The sequence below is a fragment of the Bacteroidales bacterium genome, from assembly GCA_014860585.1.
In the GTDB taxonomy this organism is placed as follows: domain Bacteria; phylum Bacteroidota; class Bacteroidia; order Bacteroidales; family 4484-276; genus RZYY01.
Genome location: JACZJL010000060.1, coordinates 1 through 18905 on the forward strand (window position 1 = coordinate 1; position 18905 = coordinate 18905).

Annotated in this window: 11 protein-coding genes; 5 read left to right on the forward strand and 6 right to left on the reverse strand. The window is 41.7% G+C overall.

Annotation, left to right across the window (positions count from 1 at the left end; all coding sequences use genetic code 11):
- From IH598_06470 to IH598_06480, 3 genes are all read right to left on the reverse strand, one after another.
- A partial coding sequence (locus IH598_06470) for a CotH kinase family protein (GenBank protein MBE0638142.1) occupies positions 1-1475 on the reverse strand: 1475 nt, incomplete at its 3' end.
- Positions 1476-1580: 105 nt separating this feature from the next.
- Positions 1581-5753 carry a CotH kinase family protein gene (locus tag IH598_06475; protein ID MBE0638143.1) on the reverse strand — a complete coding sequence of 1391 codons (4173 nt, stop codon included), beginning with the start codon at positions 5751-5753 and terminating at the stop codon, positions 1581-1583.
- A 160-nt stretch (positions 5754-5913) separates the two neighbouring features.
- A complete protein-coding gene (locus IH598_06480; GenBank protein MBE0638144.1) occupies positions 5914-7851 on the reverse strand; it encodes a T9SS type A sorting domain-containing protein in 1938 nt (645 codons plus the stop codon).
- A gap of 243 nt (positions 7852-8094) precedes the next feature.
- On the opposite strand from IH598_06480, the gene IH598_06485 reads away from it, so the two are divergent.
- The gene (locus IH598_06485) at positions 8095-9948 is read left to right on the forward strand and encodes a 2-oxoacid:acceptor oxidoreductase subunit alpha (protein MBE0638145.1); all 1854 of its coding nucleotides are present in this window, start codon (positions 8095-8097) and stop codon (positions 9946-9948) included.
- A gap of 3 nt (positions 9949-9951) precedes the next feature.
- A complete protein-coding gene (locus tag IH598_06490; GenBank protein MBE0638146.1) occupies positions 9952-10965 on the forward strand; it encodes a 2-oxoacid:ferredoxin oxidoreductase subunit beta in 1014 nt (337 codons plus the stop codon).
- 55 nt (positions 10966-11020) lie between these two features.
- Here IH598_06490 and IH598_06495 read toward each other — a convergent pair whose 3' ends face one another.
- The 3 genes from IH598_06495 to IH598_06505 all read right to left on the reverse strand — a co-directional run bounded on the left by IH598_06495 (position 11021) and on the right by IH598_06505 (position 14211).
- Positions 11021-11701 (reverse strand): outer membrane beta-barrel protein, encoded by a 681-nt coding sequence (locus IH598_06495; protein MBE0638147.1) that lies wholly within the window; start codon positions 11699-11701, stop codon positions 11021-11023.
- Positions 11702-11805: 104 nt separating this feature from the next.
- Positions 11806-12957: a carboxypeptidase regulatory-like domain-containing protein gene (locus IH598_06500; protein ID MBE0638148.1), complete on the reverse strand. Its 1152-nt coding sequence runs from the start codon at positions 12955-12957 to the stop codon at positions 11806-11808.
- A gap of 69 nt (positions 12958-13026) precedes the next feature.
- Positions 13027-14211 carry a YjbH domain-containing protein gene (locus tag IH598_06505; GenBank protein ID MBE0638149.1) on the reverse strand — a complete coding sequence of 395 codons (1185 nt, stop codon included), beginning with the start codon at positions 14209-14211 and terminating at the stop codon, positions 13027-13029.
- A 390-nt stretch (positions 14212-14601) separates the two neighbouring features.
- Between IH598_06505 and tilS the strand changes: the two genes are divergently transcribed.
- The 3 genes from tilS to IH598_06520 all read left to right on the forward strand — a co-directional run bounded on the left by tilS (position 14602) and on the right by IH598_06520 (position 18889).
- Positions 14602-15942 (forward strand): tRNA lysidine(34) synthetase TilS, encoded by a 1341-nt coding sequence (tilS, locus tag IH598_06510; GenBank protein MBE0638150.1) that lies wholly within the window; start codon positions 14602-14604, stop codon positions 15940-15942.
- A 149-nt stretch (positions 15943-16091) separates the two neighbouring features.
- Entirely contained in the window at positions 16092-18224 is a 2133-nt protein-coding gene (locus tag IH598_06515) for a thioredoxin family protein (protein ID MBE0638151.1), read from the forward strand.
- A gap of 194 nt (positions 18225-18418) precedes the next feature.
- Positions 18419-18889 (forward strand): WbuC family cupin fold metalloprotein, encoded by a 471-nt coding sequence (locus tag IH598_06520; protein MBE0638152.1) that lies wholly within the window; start codon positions 18419-18421, stop codon positions 18887-18889.
- Positions 18890-18905 lie beyond the last annotated feature (16 nt).

Here is an 18905-nt window from a genome sequence, read left to right on the forward strand (position 1 = left end):
TATGGTGAACTTTCAGCAGTCAGCACCATATTTTCATCAATTGAACACGGTAGCGTAGTCAGGTTCCTGACTTTCAACGGATTTTTCGAATCAAAAGCCTCCACTTCCTGCCCACCAGCGCCGACCGAAATTACTTTCCAGAAATAATCACCTTCGGGGATGTTGGTCAAAATGAAAAACGTATCCTGAATTCCTTCAAAAACCTGGGTAAGCTGTGGTTCAAACTGATCGCCGGTAGTGAGTAAAAAATTGTAGGTTATTGGATAGCCGTTTGGGTCAGACGATGTCGACCACTTGAAAGTGATATCCTGGGGTTGATAACCCGGTGTTGGCTCACAGGTAAATGATGACTGAACATTTTCGAAGTACCAGTTGAGTTTTGCCGGAAACGATACGAAATGATCTTTTTCCACCTGCACCCGCGCCAGCCAATCTTCAACACTTTGGATGTTGTCCGTTGTATCTTGTGCAACCGAAGCTTCGAGCACTGCCGCCAGGCTGTCAATTTTAGGCCAGAAAATATCCGTTCTAAAGACATCCTGCAGGATTTGATTTGCCCTGGCTTTTATATCTGAAAGCATTTCCGGATTGAGGATGGCCTTTTCCAGGTAGGGATTATCGTGTGTCCAGGGCGCCGAACTGTAGGTGTGGTTCCTCCATGCGTACACCGAAAGGGTTTTGTCAAGGTCCCAGGGCAGCATTTTCCATTTGCCCGAACCATTCACATCATGATACATGTAGTAATTGTGGTAGTATGTACTTTGGTTGCAGGTTACCATGTTGCAGGCAATGATGTTTACCACCTGGTCGTAATTCATTTGTTCCTCACAAAATGATTTGTAATCATCAACACTCGCAGTATGAATTGCATCAATCAGTTGAGCAAGGTCTTCCTTGTTGCCCGACCCCGTTTTTTGTTCCCAAAAATTGGTGAGGTCATCATAAATACTCAGGCAGGCGCCATCGAGCGAAGCTTTGTAGAGATTTCCCAATGGATCCATGTTGTGATTTTCGAGAAATTGCTCATCAATATTTTCGGTTCGGTTGTAGAGCCCCAGAAACTCTCCATTCAGGTATAACCGTGCATGTTCTGTAACAAAGCATGTCAGCCCTGCTCTATTGAAAATCTGGCTGCTGAGGTAGGCGCGGATGTAACTTTCGTCTTCATATTCTGCGTTAAAATTCAATTCCTCACGTCCATTGGAAAAAGGGTCGCTATAAAATTTCACTTTCAGCGATTTTTTTGGCAGATACCGCGATCCATCACCCCGGATGCGCATTTTGACATCGTTCCAGGTTGTGTCTCCACAGGTGAAGGTGATGGGTATGAAAATATCGTCAAGGAAGTTCTCGTAGATGTAGGCAAAGTCCTCAGGGTCGCATGTGATGTAATAATCTTTTACCTGCCCTGTGGTTTTATTACAAAGGAGGATGAGAAGGAAAACCGGAATAAGAAGTAAAGCGTTTGTTCTCACAAGATCATGTTGTGTTAAAATTTCGTACTAAAATAGCTTTTTCCTGGCAATACAAAGTTTTTGTAGAATCGTTTTCGGAGCGCTATTGATAGATGTTTTCACGACTTAGTTGATCATCAACTTTTTCACCACCACCTGATCGGTTGATATAATCCTTACGATGAATACCCCTTTTCTTGGGCTCATGTTCATCGCAAAATGACTAGAACCAGTAAGTTGCTGCATACTGACCAGACGCCCCGAAAGATCAAAAATTGAAACCTCCCCATCAGTTTTTTCGGGTAGTTTAATATAGATCAGACTACCGGCGGAGTACATATTTATTTCATCTGGTTCAACCTCGGGAATGTATGTGATGTCTTTAATCTCAATATCATCAAGCCTGAGTTGGGCTCTTGCACCGGTTTCGCCTTCAACGAAATAATATTTCCAAAGTAATTGCAGGTAGTCTTTCCCATGGAGAAACTGAGGAAGTGGGATTTCTTTGAACTCTGTCATGTTGCCATCGTTCCCGCAGATATATTCGACGGGTTGATTGTTGACCAGAAGATTAACAAATGAATCGTTGATATCTGTCCGGTATTGGAGTCTGATGGCATAAACCCTTTCGTTTTTGAGTAGGGTTGAGGCTACCCAGCTCATGTCAGCAAAAGAGACCTCACGTGTGTCAAGCGCAAGAAGCAGGCCTCCAAGATCGCGGTTACGCCCGGTGTTGATGAATGAAATACCTTCTTCTCCCATTCCGTTGATCCGTGTGCGATAAACATTTTTGAATGGGAAGCCAATATTCATCGAATCTTCTTCATGGTAGTCGTCATGAGGAATAAAGTAAGCGTAAGGTAAGGGTTCATAAATCCCCGGATCATCCACTTCGCTTTGCATGAAAAGGATGTGCTCAGGGAAGGTATTTTCTGGTTCATCCGCACTAAATGCTTCAAACGTAAACCTGTTGTTGTGTAAAGCAAAAGCTTTCGGATAAATCGTCAACTTAAAGGAATAAGTAAACGGCTCAGTAATACTGTCGGTGGCGGTTATTGAGATTGTAGCTCCTCCTCGTTTTTCAGGATAAATGGTAAGGATGTTTGCATCGATTAATGCAACGGTCATGCCTGAAGGGTCACTTAATACAGAATAATGGATTTGGTCATTATCAGGGTCCATAAAAATGTCGTCAAGATAAAACTCAAGCTCATCTCCACCTTCAATGGTTTGTTGAAGGGGGACAGGACCGACAACCTCAGGCGGCAGATTTTCGGGAGTCATCACCAGACCATCAAGGCTAAAATTATTGAAATTGACGCGGTTGCCTTCGTCAGCAGTCATATTGCTGCCTTCAAATCGAATGCGCAGTTTAAAATTGGGATTTTCATTCACCTCAATAATTGAGGTAAAATCCAGCTCGTAAAGTTGAAACTCCTGACTAAGCGATGGATTGAAATTAAGCAGCCCGGAGGAGGACCAAACGGGTTCTCCCTGCACAACACTGTATTCGATAAGCAGGTTTTCAGCAGCACCTTCATCTTTTGCAGCAAACCGGAATATAAGGTCGGTAAGTCCGGTAGAAGGTAAGTTGAAGGAAATTATATTTTCACCGCCATCACCTGTAAAAGGCTGTTTGATCTGAATGCCCCGCATGTCACTTTCTTCGTAGGTGAGGTTGTTATTTGCCGAAGGCCTGTAATTCAATGGTGTTGGATCATTTCGTCGTTCCATCGAAGCTTTCCGCCAGTTGGGGTCTTCAGGCGTGAATGGGTATCCGATCAGGGCAGAGTGAAAAGTAAGTTTGGCGCCTTCAAGGATTTTATAGGTTGGATCTAACGTGTCGAGTGGAGTATCGTTGGGAAGGGACGCATCAAAAAGCCAAAAATAAACCAGTCTCGGAACATCAACCCTGACAAAATGGGCAGTGGCTTCGAAATCTTCCTCGGGTATCAAATTTACAATCGGGTCTGTGCCTCTCAAATCGCCTGACCAGTGGCTAAATGCATAACCTTCGGCAGGGATGGCTTCCAGTTCAATTGGCACACCTTTGAAATAGATACCACTCCAGGGATAAGGATTGGTTCTTATACCTGGCGTATCTTCGGTGATTTCGATGGTGTTGATCCTCAGGTGCCCATGCCAGCGATTAGAGGTGTTGAGTGTGATTAAACATTCACCCTGAAGATCGAAATACTCAAGTAAATGCTGGCGTTGGTACTGAGGTCGCAGGTTGGCAAAGTCAATCAGAACATTGAGATTGGAATTCCAGTGCTCAGCATGGTAAAGATTTTTCCATCTCAAAATATGCTCCGGAATTTCAGGCTCAATTACCTGCTTTAGTTCATTCAAGGTATTGATTATGTGCTGGGGTTTAAAAGTTGTATTCAGCAAATCAGTAAACCGGATGATAAAGCTGGTTTTAAAATCGTCATTTTCAAGAAATTTTCTCAATAAAAATGTTGACCAGGGAGGATTTGGGTATTCGGGATGATCTGGTGCTGTCGCCATTTCAAGCGTATTGTGAACAAGTGCAGTATCCAAACCAAAAAGTCCAAATCCAAAATCCATGTCATACATCAGCCAGCGCCAGCGTCCATCGTGCCCGGCAGGGGCATTTGGAATAAATTCATCTGTTCGTAATCTCCAGTAATCGAGATTATTTCCCGGCCAGTCATGGTTATCCACATAGATGTTGGCAATCTGGTAATCCCTGAAATTGTTGACATCAATCCTGGTCTGGATGTATTGATAATGCTCTTCTTCCGCCAAACCATTTTCTTCTATAAAATCAATCGTTTCGTTGTAATGGATCAAATCACCTTCCCCTATTTCGTTGAGGTTCGTTATATAGTCAAGTTTTTCAGGATCAACGCCATACACCCTTTCAAGATAATGCCTGTCGTAGCGCTCTCTCAGGTTATGAATCCCCCAGTATTCACCATTGATAAATACAATCGAGGGTATATAATCCTGGGTATCGAATTCCAAATCGCTGACTACTGTCTGGATCAGGGCATCACGCAGCAAGGTTGAATAATAGTCCTGACCTGAATTCCTCAGAATGAGTCGTTTGAAATGATCATCCTCCAAATCAGGAAAAAACCTGTGATTGAAGCAGGACTCTCCGTATTCACTCCTTGCATACAGTCTGAGCGATTTCATTGCTCGTCTTCGCGCCTCATTGCCATGGATTCGAATCCCGATTTCATGTGAAATGTCTGGAAAGCTGCTTTTGGCATCAAAATACTCAAAATGAGCTCTTTTTTCCCATTCGTCGCTTGTGCGATGAAAGTTGGCCTGGGTCAGCCAGTTGTGTGGCGCTTCAGGGTTCTCAGTCCTCCAGTTGTCGTAATCAATCCCGGCAGTGTAGATGCCATTTTCATAATCAAACATTGCGTCTTTGTCAATACTTATCGACACTAAAGGTAAACTATACCGGTTCCTTCCATCTTCAGAAACAAAATAGGTGTTGCTAATCACCGGACTGGGTATGGCTCCCTCTTTGATTGCGACAGCTCTTACCACAGTTCCTTTATACACCGGATTGACCGGGAAGTAGTAAGGATTTTTGTGAAAAGTGGAAGAGATGCAGGTCAGGCTATCCGGCTTGTTTGTTCGATCTACAATGGCTATCGAATCGGTGTAGTGCAGGGAATGAACTGATCCGGCAATAAAATCACCAAAAGGGTCGCCGGGATTTTGAGGGTAATGATTTTTATACTGAAATGTGAAGCCTTCAAGATTTGCCGGATTTGGGGTTGAGCCATCAAGGGTATAAATAATGGTGGCATCCGGGTCTGGATGAGAAAGCTTTAGTGAAAACTCTTCGGTATAAAAACCACCTGCGTGGGAAAATGAAGGAGGTTCAATAATTTCGTTGTAACCCTGCGTGGAATTGCTAACACCGGGTGTTGACTCAGTAAAATAATACCATGCTTCACTGCCATCGGGTTGGTGTCCGTACGAAAAATCATAATGAAGTAAAACGGGTGGGCTTTCGCTGACTAATGAACCGTAAGGATTGGTTAAAAACAGCGCTTCTCCCTCTGCGCTGATACTGAAATTTGTATGCAGCGGGCTACCGGGAATTGCACGGTCTTTACCAGATGCCCATACCAGCAAAAACTGACCGGGATGCAGGGTTACATCCGGGAAAATCCATTGAAAAGGATCATCAGAATTGTCTGAAAACCCAAAACCCATAAGGTTGATGGTCTTCTCGCCGGTATAGAAAAATTCAACCCAATCAGAAAAGTCGCCATCTTCATCAGCTATTTTCGAAACATTAGATGACATCAACTCATTGATGCAAACAGGTTGAGCAGAAAGGAGAGTGCAACTCAATAAAGAAATTACAAGAAAACCTGAAAGAATTTTATGGTTAATGAAGCGATGCATTTTCAAACAAATGATTAGAAGAAACTCTAAAAACCTATTGGTGATCAGTTCAAATGATTCACCGGATCAATACTTTTTTTGACCAAATATTATCCCCGGTTAGAATTCTGATAATGAAAACGCCATGAGCCTGATTCAGATTGATAACACAACCCGAAGAATTATGAAGTTGTTTTTGCTCAATCAAACGTCCCATGACATCATGAACTGTAAGAAGACCATTGGTCAACTCAGGATAATTAACAAAAATCGAACCACCGACAGTATGAACGTGTATTAAATCCTGTTCGAAATCTTTAACGCCAGTTATATCCTTGAAAATGATATCATCCAATCTTAACTGTGCTCTTGCACCAGTTTCAACTTCCACAAAATAGTATTTCCATAAAAGCTGCACATATTGCTTATTCAGCGCATTAAGCGGCAGATGAATGTTATCAAAAATTACTTCATCTCCATCTTCAGCAGTCATATACTCTATGATCTGGCTGTTTTGGATAAGGTCGGTAAACGGGGAAAAAAGATCGGTGCGGTAGAGTAAGCGGATAGCATACACACGTTCATTTTTCAGTATTGTTCCTCCCAACCATTCAAGGGTTGCATCAGATACATTGCGTGTGTCGAGGGCGAGTAAAGCTCCTCCTAAATCACGCTCACGACCGGTATTGATGAATGAAATTCCTTCATCACCCAGCCCGTTAATCCTTGTCCTCCTTGTGTTGTTGTATGGGAATCCTATTGTGGCAATATCATCCGGATGATAATCATCGTGCGGAATAAAGTAAGGAAACAGCAAAGGGTCGTTCAATCCCGGGTCATTGATATCGCTTTGAAGAAAAATCATGTGTTGTGGGTAGGTGTATTCCGGTTCGTTTGGATTCCAGGCCGTAAATGAGAATTGTCCATTACTGAGAGGGAATGCCATCGGATACACCAATACCCTGAAGGATGCATTGACCGGCGGGTAATTACCGTCACTTGCCGTTAACGAAATAATTGCATCACCGCGTTTAATCGGATTTAGTGTGAGTGTGCTGCCGTTCAAAATTGCCTGGACCATGGTTGGCCTGCTGCTTGAGGCAGTAAATGTCAATGGATCATTATCGGGGTCATTAAATACGTTGTTTAGATTGAAAACCAGACTCTCCCCAGCCTCAATCAGCTCCTGAAGAGGAAGTTGGTTAACCACAACCGGAGGTAGATTGCCGCCACTGATTGATGTTGCATCAAGGCTGAAATTATTAAAGTTGACCCGGTTACCTTCATCGCCCGACATATTGCTTCCGCTGAACCGGATTCTGATTTTAAAGTCAGGATTATTATTTGCAGCGGTCGCCTGGCTGAAGTCAATCTCAAACAATTCATAGTCATCTTCAAGCGCTGGCGTTGGGTTTGTAAGTCCTGTATTTACCCATAAAGGATCTCCTGACACAACAGAGTAGTCAATCACCAGGTTATCTGCAGCATCTTCGTCCATTGCAGCAAAACGAAAAATAACATCTTTGAAATCGGTGGTAGGGAGATTAAAAAGGATTGTGTTTTGACCACCATCCCCTGTAAATGGCTGCTTGATCTGAATACCGCGCATTTCTGAATTTTCATAAGGGATGCCGTTATTGCCTTCAGGCCGGTAGTTGATAGGAGTAGGAGCATTTCTGCGTTCCATCGAAGCCTTGCGCCAGTTGGGGTCTTCGGGATCAAACGGATAGCCTGCCAATGCTGAATGATAACTCAGTAATCCTCCTTCAATCAAACCATAAACGGGATCAATCGTTTCGAGCGGAGTATCGTTGGGAATTGATGTGTCGAACAGCCAGAAATAAATCAGTTGGGATGTCAGAAGTTTTTCCTTCATAAATCCCTCCGAATTTACCTGAGCGGTTGACTTTTCAACCGGGTTGTTTTGCGAAGCCCATATTGGATTTGGTAATTGAATGTTCAGGATGAGTGTGAGCAGGATTCCGAGTTTTGCGCAGGGCAGAGCTAATGTTTTCATTTGTTAATTTGTTGATATTTAGCACAGTAAGTTTTGAAAAATAAAACTACAAATGTAATATTTTTAACTACAACCCGACCGGTTTTTGATACTTTGGAAATAATTTAAAATGATTTTATTTATTCATACTTAAAACATTAATAATCAATTTTATACATTGGTTTTAGTTTCTTTTGCACAAATCCTTCAATTTTATCCAAAAGAATGTATGTACTTTTGTTGCGTAATAAACATGGTCAAGGCATGGCAGACAATAACAAAAAACCTATCAAGGAATTAGAAAGAGTTGTTATCCGATTTTCAGGCGACTCAGGCGATGGAATGCAACTTACAGGAACGCTGTTTTCCGACACTTCTGCACTTTTTGGGAATTATCTTGCTACCTTCCCGGATTATCCTGCCGAAATACGTGCTCCTCAAGGGACAGTTGGAGGCGTTTCCGGTTTTCAGGTGCATTTTGGGCATGGCGAGGTGAATACACCCGGCGATTATGCAGATGTGCTTGTGGCAATGAACCCTGCTGCACTCAAAGCCAATACTAAATGGGTCAAGTCAGGTGGGACGATCATCGTGGACATTGATAGTTTTAACGAAAAAAACATCATTAAAGCTGGTTGTGCAAGTGATCCGCTTAATCAACCACTTTATCAAAACTTTAATGTTATTCAGGCGCCAATTACGACCATTACCCAAGAATCTCTTAAGGGTCTCAACCTTGACATCAAGAGCGTATTGAGAAGTAAGAACATGTTTGCACTTGGCATGGTCTATTGGCTTTTCCACAGGCCACTTGATTTTACCCAAAAGTTTTTTGAGGATAAATTCAAAAAAATACCTGTGATTATGGAGGCCAATAAAATTGTCCTCAAAGCTGGGTATTATTATGCCGAAACCATCGAAGCACTGCACTCGTCATATTCTGTTGCCCCGGCACAAATTGATGCAGGGACTTACAGAAACATCAACGGAAATATTGCTACTGCCTGGGGACTTATTGCTGCTGCTGAGAAAGCTAACCTGCCTTTGTTCCTGGGCTCTTACCCGATCACTCCTGCTACCGAAATTTTGCAGGAGTTAGCTAAGCGAAAAGACCTTGGGGTAAAAGCGTTCCAGGCTGAAGATGAAATTGCAGGCATTTGCTCTGCCATCGGCGCCAGTTTTGCCGGTCATCTTGCTGTTACAACCACCTCAGGGCCAGGGCTGTCGTTGAAAACTGAAGCAACCGGCCTTGCAGTAATTACCGAATTACCATTGGTTATCGTTAATGTTCAGCGCGGTGGCCCATCCACAGGATTACCCACAAAAACAGAGCAATCGGATCTTTTACAGGCATTACATGGTCGCCATGGTGAAAGCCCATTGGTAGTGATCGCTGCCAGTTCGCCATCGAACTGCTTCCATTTTGCTTTTGAGTCTGCTAAAATAGCACTTGAGCATATGACACCTGTAATTTTACTTACAGATGGTTTCCTTGCCAACGGATCAGAGCCCTGGAAAATCCCTGTAATGGAGGATTTACCAGAGATTAAACCCCCAATTGTAAAGGAAGGGACAACAGATTATCAGCCTTATCGCAGGATCAATGATTCAATGGTAAGAAGTTGGGCAGTTCCTGGAACCAAGGGTTTGGAACATCGACTCGGCGGTCTTGAAAAAATGTCAATAACCGGCACAGTATCTTATGTTCCTGAAAACCATCAGGTGATGACTTACGAAAGGGAAGAAAAAGTCAATCTTGTTGTCGAATCGATACCCGATCTTAAAATCATCGGTGAGCAAGAGGGAGAACTACTGCTCATTGGATGGGGAGGAACCTACGGGCATTTATATACAGCATACCGCGAGCTGAGGAAGGAAGGGGTCAAACTTAGTTTTGCTCATTTTAACTATTTACGACCTTTACCTGCAAATACCCATGATGCACTCAAAAGATTTAAGAAACTCCTGGTTTGTGAACTTAACCTGGGTCAGTTGGCCAACTACCTCAGGATGGTTTACCAGGATCTTGAATTCATGAAATATAATAAAATCCAGGGATTACCTTTTACAGTGATTGAATTGAAAGAAAAAATTAAAAAAGTTTTGGAGGAGAAATAACCAATGGCTGAAGAATTGAATTTATCACCAAAAGATTTTAAAAGCGACCAGGAAGTAAGATGGTGTGCAGGTTGTGGTGATCATGCAGCACTTGCCTCAGTCCATAGGGCGATGGCGCAACTTGGCATCCCAAAAGAAAAAATCGCGTTGATTGCCGGGATAGGTTGTTCGTCAAGGTTTCCTTATTACATGAACACATACGCCTTCCACGGTATTCACGGAAGGGCTGCAGCAATTGCATCAGGAGTAAAATTGGCTAACCCGGAACTCAGTGTTTGGGTTGTCACGGGTGATGGTGATTCGCTTGCCATCGGTGGTAACCATTTCATTCATGTCGTTCGTAGAAATATTGACCTCACCATCGTCTTGCTCAATAACCAGATTTATGGTCTCACCAAAGGACAATACTCCCCAACATCATTTGAAGGCCAGATAACCAAAACTTCACCCTATGGAACCATCGAGCCGCCATTTCATCCCGGTGAACTGACCCTGGGTGCACAAGGAAAATTCTTTGCCCGTTCTATTGACAACAATGTGAAATTAACAACGGATATCCTGGTAGAAGCAGCCACATTTAAAGGGACATCAATTGTCGAGGTGCTGCAAAATTGCGTAATCTATAATGATGATGCATATGGTTACCTTTCGGATAAAAGTTTCAAAGAGGATCGTCAACTCTTCCTTGTGCATGGCCAGCCAATGATTTTTGGAAAGGACAACGACAAAGGAATTATCCTTGAAAACATGCAATTAAAGGTTGTAAAACTTGGAGAAAAAGGAATTACTGAAAAGGATATTCTGGTGCATAATGCTCATCAGCCTAGCCCTTTAATTCATTGGTTGCTTGTAAACATGACCTTCCCTGATTTTCCGGTCGCATTTGGTGTAATCCGATCAGTTGAAGAAGACCCGTATGATGTTAAAATGATGCGCCAGATAGAATATGTCCGAAAGAACTCGAAAATAAAAAACATGAATGATCTATTGCAAAGTGGAAATACCTGGAAAGTTTAAAAGTAAAAATATCACAAAAAAAACCGCCAATTCCCGGCGGTTTTTTTGTGGGATTTTAAAACAAATACTTAAAGGTCAGTCCAAGTAATGGACCCGTTAGTGAAATCTCTTCCGTCACCACCTTCAATGTAGGGTTTTCAGGATCATCAGGGTTGTTGATGAACACATTGAAGTCCTGGTTGTATTCCCCCATTTTGTAAATGAACGCTAAATCAACAGCAAACTGACTGGATAATTTTGCTTCCAAACCAACAATCCCACTAAAGAGTGCAGATGTACCGGTAACAGGATCGGGGTTTTCTTTCTGATCGAATCTCAATTTTTGCTGCAAAAAAACAAACTCCCCACCAACTCCAATGTATGGATTAACCACTGAGAATTTTAATGGTTCAGGGAAGTAAAGCAAATCAAGCGAAACGGGATAACCAGTCAGTGACCAGGTAGTAAGGCCATAACCCTGTAAATCTTCCTCAGCTGTAGTTTGCCAAAAACCCAAACCCAGGCGTGCAGTAAAATTACTTTTCAGTGAAAACTCAGTTAGACCCCTAACCTGCAGGGCGCCAATAATATCAGCATCTTTAAACTCTGAGTCATTTTTCCAATAATCCAGCGAAGGATTGTACCAGCCAAAATCCAGACCAATGGATTTGAACCTGAAGTCGTTTTCGCTTTGAGCAAATGTCATGATGCTAAACATGACCAAAATAAGAGCGATACTGTAACTTTTATAAAACATTTTCAAATTTTTAGATTTAATAAGCATTCAGTGAAATGAATAAAAAAAGGCATGAAATCCGGCGAGCCGGTTTCCATGCCGTTGAATGATTCGAACTATTTTAATTATTTTCCACCTCCCTGGTCGTGGCAATAGTATTCATCAACCATCCATTGGAATTTTTTGGTTGGAACCTGGATTGATCCAATATAGGCGCCTGTGTAATCATAAACCAAATAGGTAACTACCAATACACGTGCAAAGAGTTGCTGGGCATACTTGTAATGTGGGCCAACACATCTTGTATCTTTGGACTTCAGGTTGATATTGTAACCTAATGATATCAACTGATTAACCAATGCATTTGGAGCAACAGCGTAGATAAATGTTCCGCAAACACCGGCGCTACAAACATCGGATTCAGCTACAAATGTCCACGGACTCCAAACTTCAACGTCTTTGATAAGTCTGAATCCGGTGAAGATATACCATGTTGAAAAATGGGGCATTTCAAAAGTAGCAGAAGTGCGATCCGCATTGAGGGTTCCTTGAATTTGCTCCCATGTTCCGGTAACTTCATCATAGGTTCCAAGCCACACATCCGAAGTGCCATCAATTACACTTGGAATATTGACCGGAATAGTTATGGATGGTCTTGCATTTTCAGGAAAGGTCAGATCAGGTGAAAAGTGATATCCGTTAACTACAACTCTTTCTCCGATTATCCTGAGTTCTTCTTGTTTTGCCGGTGGCTGAATAAAAGAAACAGTGATGTTTTGATCGGCAGCCAGCGATCCATACGGAAAGTTGATTACCGTCTGTTCCTCTGAGTCATTATCAATATAGAGCACCGTCCCTTGTGGGGTTACTAAATTTTCACTGCCTCTTTTATTGAGCAGGAAAACTTGCTGTGTAACGGTGGAATGCATTTCATTTTCAGGCTGGTCAACCTGAAGGATCGCGCTTTCAGTAAGGAAACCTTCTTTTGAAGCTGTAACAACATAAAAACCTTCAGTTGTACCATCAAAGGTAAATGCTCCGGTATTGGCATTAAACTCTTTTGTTGTGCCGTTTGGAAGAACGAGTTTAATGTCATAACCTTGCAATGAAGCTCCGGTCTCACTATTTAAAACAGTCACTTTCAACTGATTATTAACAGCTGAATCGGGTTCAGGCCATTCTGTCGGTCCAACATTTTTACATTGATTAAGTGCAAAAATCATTGTAAAGGCAAGCAGCGGGAGGACCAAAAAACGAGTGTTGATTTTGATTTTCATTTTTACTCCTTTTTATTTAAGATTATTAATTTCGATACGAATTCAGATGACAAAAGTAATTAAATTTATTTATTGCAACTCCTTGTTTAATCTTTTTAAGAAAAAATCCGGATTATATTCCAGCATGATTTCAATGAGTTCATTGCCTGTTTTGTAAATAGTGCCATTTTTCACGAATCCTTTTGCCCTGTATTCCCACGTGAATTTATCTGCCTGCCGAAGCCTCATATATTTGAATTTCATGAACTTACCCGGAGGTAGGGGAATCGCAAAATTAAAACCACCATTAAACTCTGAAGGTTGTGAAACTATGCAAAAAAAGCCAATGTTAACCTCCCCAAACTGCCGGAGGATATCGAAACGTACCCCAGGGTCGTTGTATAAAAAGTTGCCAAACTGGATCCTGCCGGTTAAATCGTAAGGTTGGTACCTGTATTCTGCAGACAATAAGCCAGTAAAATACGCATCATCCTCGAAGTATTCGATTTGTTTTGGAATAAAAGTGTAAAAAGCTGTGTAACCAATATTGGTACCTATGGCAATTTTCCCGTCAGCAAAGTATTTCTTAAACTCCAGGTTCACTCCGACACGATCCATGGTAAAAAAACCTGCTGAAGCGGTCAGAAATAAGTTGTCTTCAAGTCTGAGCATCTGGTTTATTGCCATTATTCCCGGCCTGACTTCTGACTCCCCGTTGTCGAGCAAAAAGCTATTTTGAACCGGAACAATTACCTGTGTTTTGAGTGATAATCCTTTAGCCAACAAGATATTCATTTCAGGAATAATGTTGATATTGGACTGTACCGGTTGGTCAAAATTGCCAAATTGTGCCCTGAATTGCGGTAAAATAACAAAATCTGCCTTGAATTGGGAATTGTTTTCAACAGAACCATAAAGCGCAGAAAAATCATCGTTTTCCATCGAAATGTTGATCATTTCAGTGAACTCATCAACTGACAATTGACCCGTCAGGAAATCTCTGTAATCAACCAGATTCAAGCTAATGTAGAGCATTGGAATTTTCTGGTAACTGATAATTATTACAAGTGGAAAATTATTGACAGTGGTTCTCTCGATGATTTTCAAGGCTTCAACCAATCCGCGCGGTTCGAAGCGAAAACGTCGGTTTTCGTAACCAATTACCAAAGTTGAATCTTTACTTATAACAAACACATTCTCAAAACCTTCAGCGATCAGTTCACAGGCAATTGATTCCTTCACTGGCTCTGTCTGAGCGGTGACGGTCTTTAACATACAAAACAGCAATGCAACATGACAAAGAACTGACAGCGAACACTTTAATAAATTATCCAGCAAGATGTTTCCTTTTTTCAACGAAACTGAAATTTAGTTATTTGAGCGGATATTTTAGAAGTGATACGCTTTGCAAACATATATCAATTAGGCCTACAAACCAAAACATTTCTCATAAATTAGGTTAAAAATTATTAATCGGGTTTGATGGTTACCCCTGCTTTTTGCAAAAATAGTGTTTAATCACCACATTATATGGGAGTTAAGTATTGTGTTTGATGAATTTTTACGGAAAGATAATTTGAGTGTAAATTAATTGATATGCTTGATGAATACAGAAGTTTACAATTTTACCCCCAAGTTTATTGATTCAATGTAACTTTGCCCATTATGTTGCAAAAATTTCATCAATACATCAAGTCCCAAGGACTTTTCACATCTTCATCGAAGATTATTCTCACAGTAAGTGGGGGAGTGGACTCAATGGTGATGACTAAGTTGTTTGAGTTGAGCGGGTTTTACTTTGGAATTGCCCATTGTAATTTCAAACTGCGTGGTACTGAAAGTGATGCTGATGCTGAGTTTGTTCAACGAATCGCAACTGAATTGGGGGTATCTTTTTATCTTAAGGAATTCGAAACTGGCAGTTTTGCAATTGAAAACAGGATTTCAATTCAGCAGGCTGCGCGGGATCTGCGTTATCGATGGTTTGATGAGTTAATTCAGGAGTCAGATTTCAATCATTATGCAACAGCCCATCATTTTGATGATCAGATAGAGACGTTCTTCATTAATTTGCTCAGGGGAGCCGGTATTTCGGGACTAAGAGGCATTTTGCCTAAAAACGGCCATTGCATCCGACCTTTACTTTTTGCCAACAGGATAGAAATTGAAGCGTTTGCCCGAAAACATAAATTAAGTTTCCGCACAGATAGTTCTAACCAGAGTGATCATTATCTGCGAAACCGGATCAGACATTTTGTATTGCCGGCATTCGAAAAAACCAGACCAGATTTCAGAGCCGGTTTCGAGAGCACTTTTAGGAATCTGGCTGATGCAGAAAATTTTATCAAAGCGAAAATCGAAAAGATTTCCAGTGAAACAATGAGCAAAGAAGACAAGTACTGGAAAATTCACCTGGGAAAATTGCAGATGCATCGTCCACTTTCATTCATTCTTTTTGAGTTGCTAAAACCCTTTGGATTCAATTATGAAAATGTGCTCATGATCCTGGATTCTTTGTCAGGAATACCCGGAAAATCTTTTTTTTCTCCAACCCATAAAATTCTTTTAGACAGGGAGTACTTAGTGATTTCTGAACTGCAAGATGAGGATGACAATGAACCGGATCATTTCTTTATCACAGAAGACTTGGTGCTATTGGATTTCCCATTAAAGCTATCTATTGATAAAACTTTCTTCTCAGTCAACGATACGCTGGATATCTCAAAATGTGTTGCCCAGTTAGATGTTGACAAATTGAATTTCCCGCTTGAGATCAGGAAACCGGACATCGGAGATTTTTTTTATCCACTTGGATTGGGGGGGAAGAAGAAACTTTCTGACTTTTTTACTGATGAGAAATTTTCGGCTATTCAAAAGCAAAATACATGGCTACTCCTTTCCTCCGGAGAAATTGTCTGGATTATAGGGTATAGGCTGGATGACCGATTCAAAATCACCCCCGAAACAAGAAAAATTTTAAAAATTACTCTTCTTACAGATCAATAAACCCAAGATTACTTCGTTTACGTGTTTCATTAAGTAGTGATATTAAAGCGATTTAAGATTTTTTCACTTTCTGAAGTGGCTTTCTTAAGCGCTAAAGTATTAGTTTTGCGGTCTCTAATGATTTAATTTTTCAACAACAATTTGATTTTATGAAATTTACTTCAACTTCACTCAAGTATGCTCTGAGCAATTTGCTTTTATTGCTGCTCTTTGTCATTTTTTCATTCCAAGGAAAATCACAGGTTCTTGAACCGGTAAAATGGAGTCATTCCGGAGAAATGACCGGAAAGAATACTGCTAAACTGACTTTTAAGGCCACAATTGATGAAGGTTGGTATTTGTACTCGCAACATTTGCCCGATGGTGGTCCAATTAAAACATCCTTTTATTTTAATGACCTGAAGGGCTTTGAATTTGTTGACAGTGACGTTGAAGTTACTGAGGAAGAAAGTTATGCAGGTGATGGAACCATCATTTACCGTGTTGTTTTTAAAGAACCCGTTCCGGAGGAAAAAGAGGATCCCAATTTTGGTATGGTGCTCAAGTTGTTAAAGAAAAAAGCTGAATTTTCGCGTGAAATCCGGATTCTAACTGATCAACCACTTAAAATTTCCGGCTTCCTTGAATACATGTGCTGTGATAACGAGAAGTGCCTGCCTCCGACTGACCTGGAGTTTTCGTTTTCTTTCAAAGTTGAGTCGCCTGCTTTGGCAGTTGAACCGGCTGATTCTGTTGATTCTGTTGAAACCATTGCCGAGCCTGTTAAAGAGAGTACACTTGAAGCTGTGGATAATGCTACCGCTGAGGACAGTAAACCAGACGAGTCCTCTGAAAGTATCTGGTACATGTTTATTGTCGGCCTGTTTGGCGGTTTACTTGCTTTGATTACTCCGTGTGTTTTCCCCATGATTCCGATGACAGTAAGTTATTTCATCAGAGGATCAGGAAGTAAGGCAAAAGGTCGCCGCGATGCGATCTTTTACGGATTTTCGATCGTGGTTATTTATGTGTTGCTTGGCATGGGCATTTCATTAATTTTTGGTTCTGATCAGTTGAACCTGATGGCAACCAGCCCAATATTTAATATTTTCTTCTTTTTATTGCTACTGATTTTTGCTGCAGCGTTCTTTGGTGCTTTTGAGCTGCAGTTGCCATCAAGCTGGATTAACAAAATGGATAACCAGGCTGAGAAAAGCGGAGGTTTGTTAGGTGTGTTTTTAATGGCATTTGTGCTGGTACTTGTTTCGTTTTCGTGTACCGGCCCAATCATCGGAACGCTGCTTGTTCAGGCTGCCGTGAGTGGAAGTTGGCTTTCGCCGATGTTGGGCATGGCAGGTTTTGCCGTTGCACTTGCCATTCCTTTTACGCTGCTTGCCATTTTCCCGTCAATGCTTGGCTCGATGCCAAAGTCAGGGGGATGGCTTAACTCGGTGAAAGTGGTCCTGGCATTTATCCTTGTTGCCTTTTCATTGAAGTTTTTCTCCGTCGCTGATGCTGTGGGTCAATGGGGACTACTCAACCGTGAGACCTTCCTCGCCATCTGGATCACTTTGTTTGGGTTAATGGGTTTTTACCTGCTGGGTAAAATCAAATTTCATCATGATGATGACTTACATTATGTCTCCGTTCCGCGCTTGTTTTTCGTGATTGTCACTTTTGCATTTACTATTTACCTGATACCCGGTATGTGGGGAGCGCCGCTTAATGCTATCAGTTCCTTTGCACCACCCATTACAACCCAGGAATTCAACCTCAACAGGGTCGGAACCGGGGGCATGCAGTCGGCAGCGCCCGCTTTAACCCATGATTACAGCAAGTATAAAACAAAGGAAGGTGCATACGGACTGATCAAATTCCTTGATTATGAAGAAGGTTTGGAATATGCTAAAACAGCCGGTAGGCCGGTATTTCTTGATTTCACCGGCCTGGGATGTGCCAACTGCAAAAAGATGGAGCAGTCGGTTTGGAGCGATCCCCGTGTTTTGCAGCGCCTGAGAGATGAATACATCATTGTTTCACTCTATGTGGATGAGCGGACGGCCTTACCCAAAGAAGATCAGTTTGTTTCTGATTTTGGTGGAAGAGAAAAAAATATCAGGACTGTTGGCGCTAAATGGAGTGATTTCCAGGCAAGGAATTATGGTGTGAATTCACAACCTTACTATGTTTTGCTTGATCACAATGAAAAACGTTTGGCTGAGCCATACAGTTTCAATACCGATGTTGACCAGTTTCTTGTGTTCCTCGACAAAGGCATTGAAGGCTTTAAAGCAGGTCAATAATCTATTTTAGTGAGTTTTCTGGCGGAGCCGATTTAAGGTTTAATTTGCACTGTCCTCCAAATCATCAAGAGTAGCGATAACAGGGCGGAATCATCAATCTAAGGACTTTATGGTTTTATTCTCAATCCTATTGCTGACAATCCGTTAAGTTTCTTCTTTTTAGATACTTTTGCGCCGGTAACTCATCCATCAACGTGATAAAAATTGACACCTGTTTATTGAATAAGACATCCGAACTGGCAATGAAAAGTCCACGCCTGCGGATGAATTATAATTTTCACCCGACACATGAGGAGCCGTTGCACCGAATGTTGAATGCGATGGAACCGGGAACTTACATTCAGCCGCACAAGCACGAGGATCCGGATAAATTTGAAATTTTTCTGGTGTTGCGTGGCAGGTTCGTTGCAATTATTTTTGATGATGACGGGAACATCACTGATCATAGCATATTGGATGCCAATGAGGGTAAATATGGAGTTGAGATTCCGGGAAAGACTTTTCATACCCTGCTCTCCCTGAAGACCGCTTCGGTAGCTTACGAAGTTAAAGCTGGTCCATATTTTCCCTCCACCGCCAAAAACTTTGCACCCTGGGCGCCGGCTGAAGGTGAGCCCGGAGTAGCTTTATACATCGAAAAACTGCTCAATGCCATTGGGCTTTAGCTTAATATTTTAATCA

What these genes read in the sequence shown, in the direction of transcription:
- IH598_06505 (MBE0638149.1), bottom strand. Translation starts at nt 14,211, where the DNA reads ATGTTAAAGACCGTCACCGCTCAGACAGAGCCAGTGAAGGAATCAATT.
- IH598_06495 (MBE0638147.1), bottom strand. Translation starts at nt 11,701, where the DNA reads ATGTTTTATAAAAGTTACAGTATCGCTCTTATTTTGGTCATGTTTAGC.
- IH598_06475 (MBE0638143.1), bottom strand. Translation starts at nt 5,753, where the DNA reads ATGTCATCTAATGTTTCGAAAATAGCTGATGAAGATGGCGACTTTTCT.
- IH598_06480 (MBE0638144.1), bottom strand. Translation starts at nt 7,851, where the DNA reads ATGAAAACATTAGCTCTGCCCTGCGCAAAACTCGGAATCCTGCTCACA.
- IH598_06485 (MBE0638145.1), top strand. Translation starts at nt 8,095, where the DNA reads ATGGCAGACAATAACAAAAAACCTATCAAGGAATTAGAAAGAGTTGTT.
- IH598_06490 (MBE0638146.1), top strand. Translation starts at nt 9,952, where the DNA reads ATGGCTGAAGAATTGAATTTATCACCAAAAGATTTTAAAAGCGACCAG.
- tilS (MBE0638150.1), top strand. Translation starts at nt 14,602, where the DNA reads ATGTTGCAAAAATTTCATCAATACATCAAGTCCCAAGGACTTTTCACA.
- IH598_06500 (MBE0638148.1), bottom strand. Translation starts at nt 12,957, where the DNA reads ATGAAAATCAAAATCAACACTCGTTTTTTGGTCCTCCCGCTGCTTGCC.
- IH598_06515 (MBE0638151.1), top strand. Translation starts at nt 16,092, where the DNA reads ATGAAATTTACTTCAACTTCACTCAAGTATGCTCTGAGCAATTTGCTT.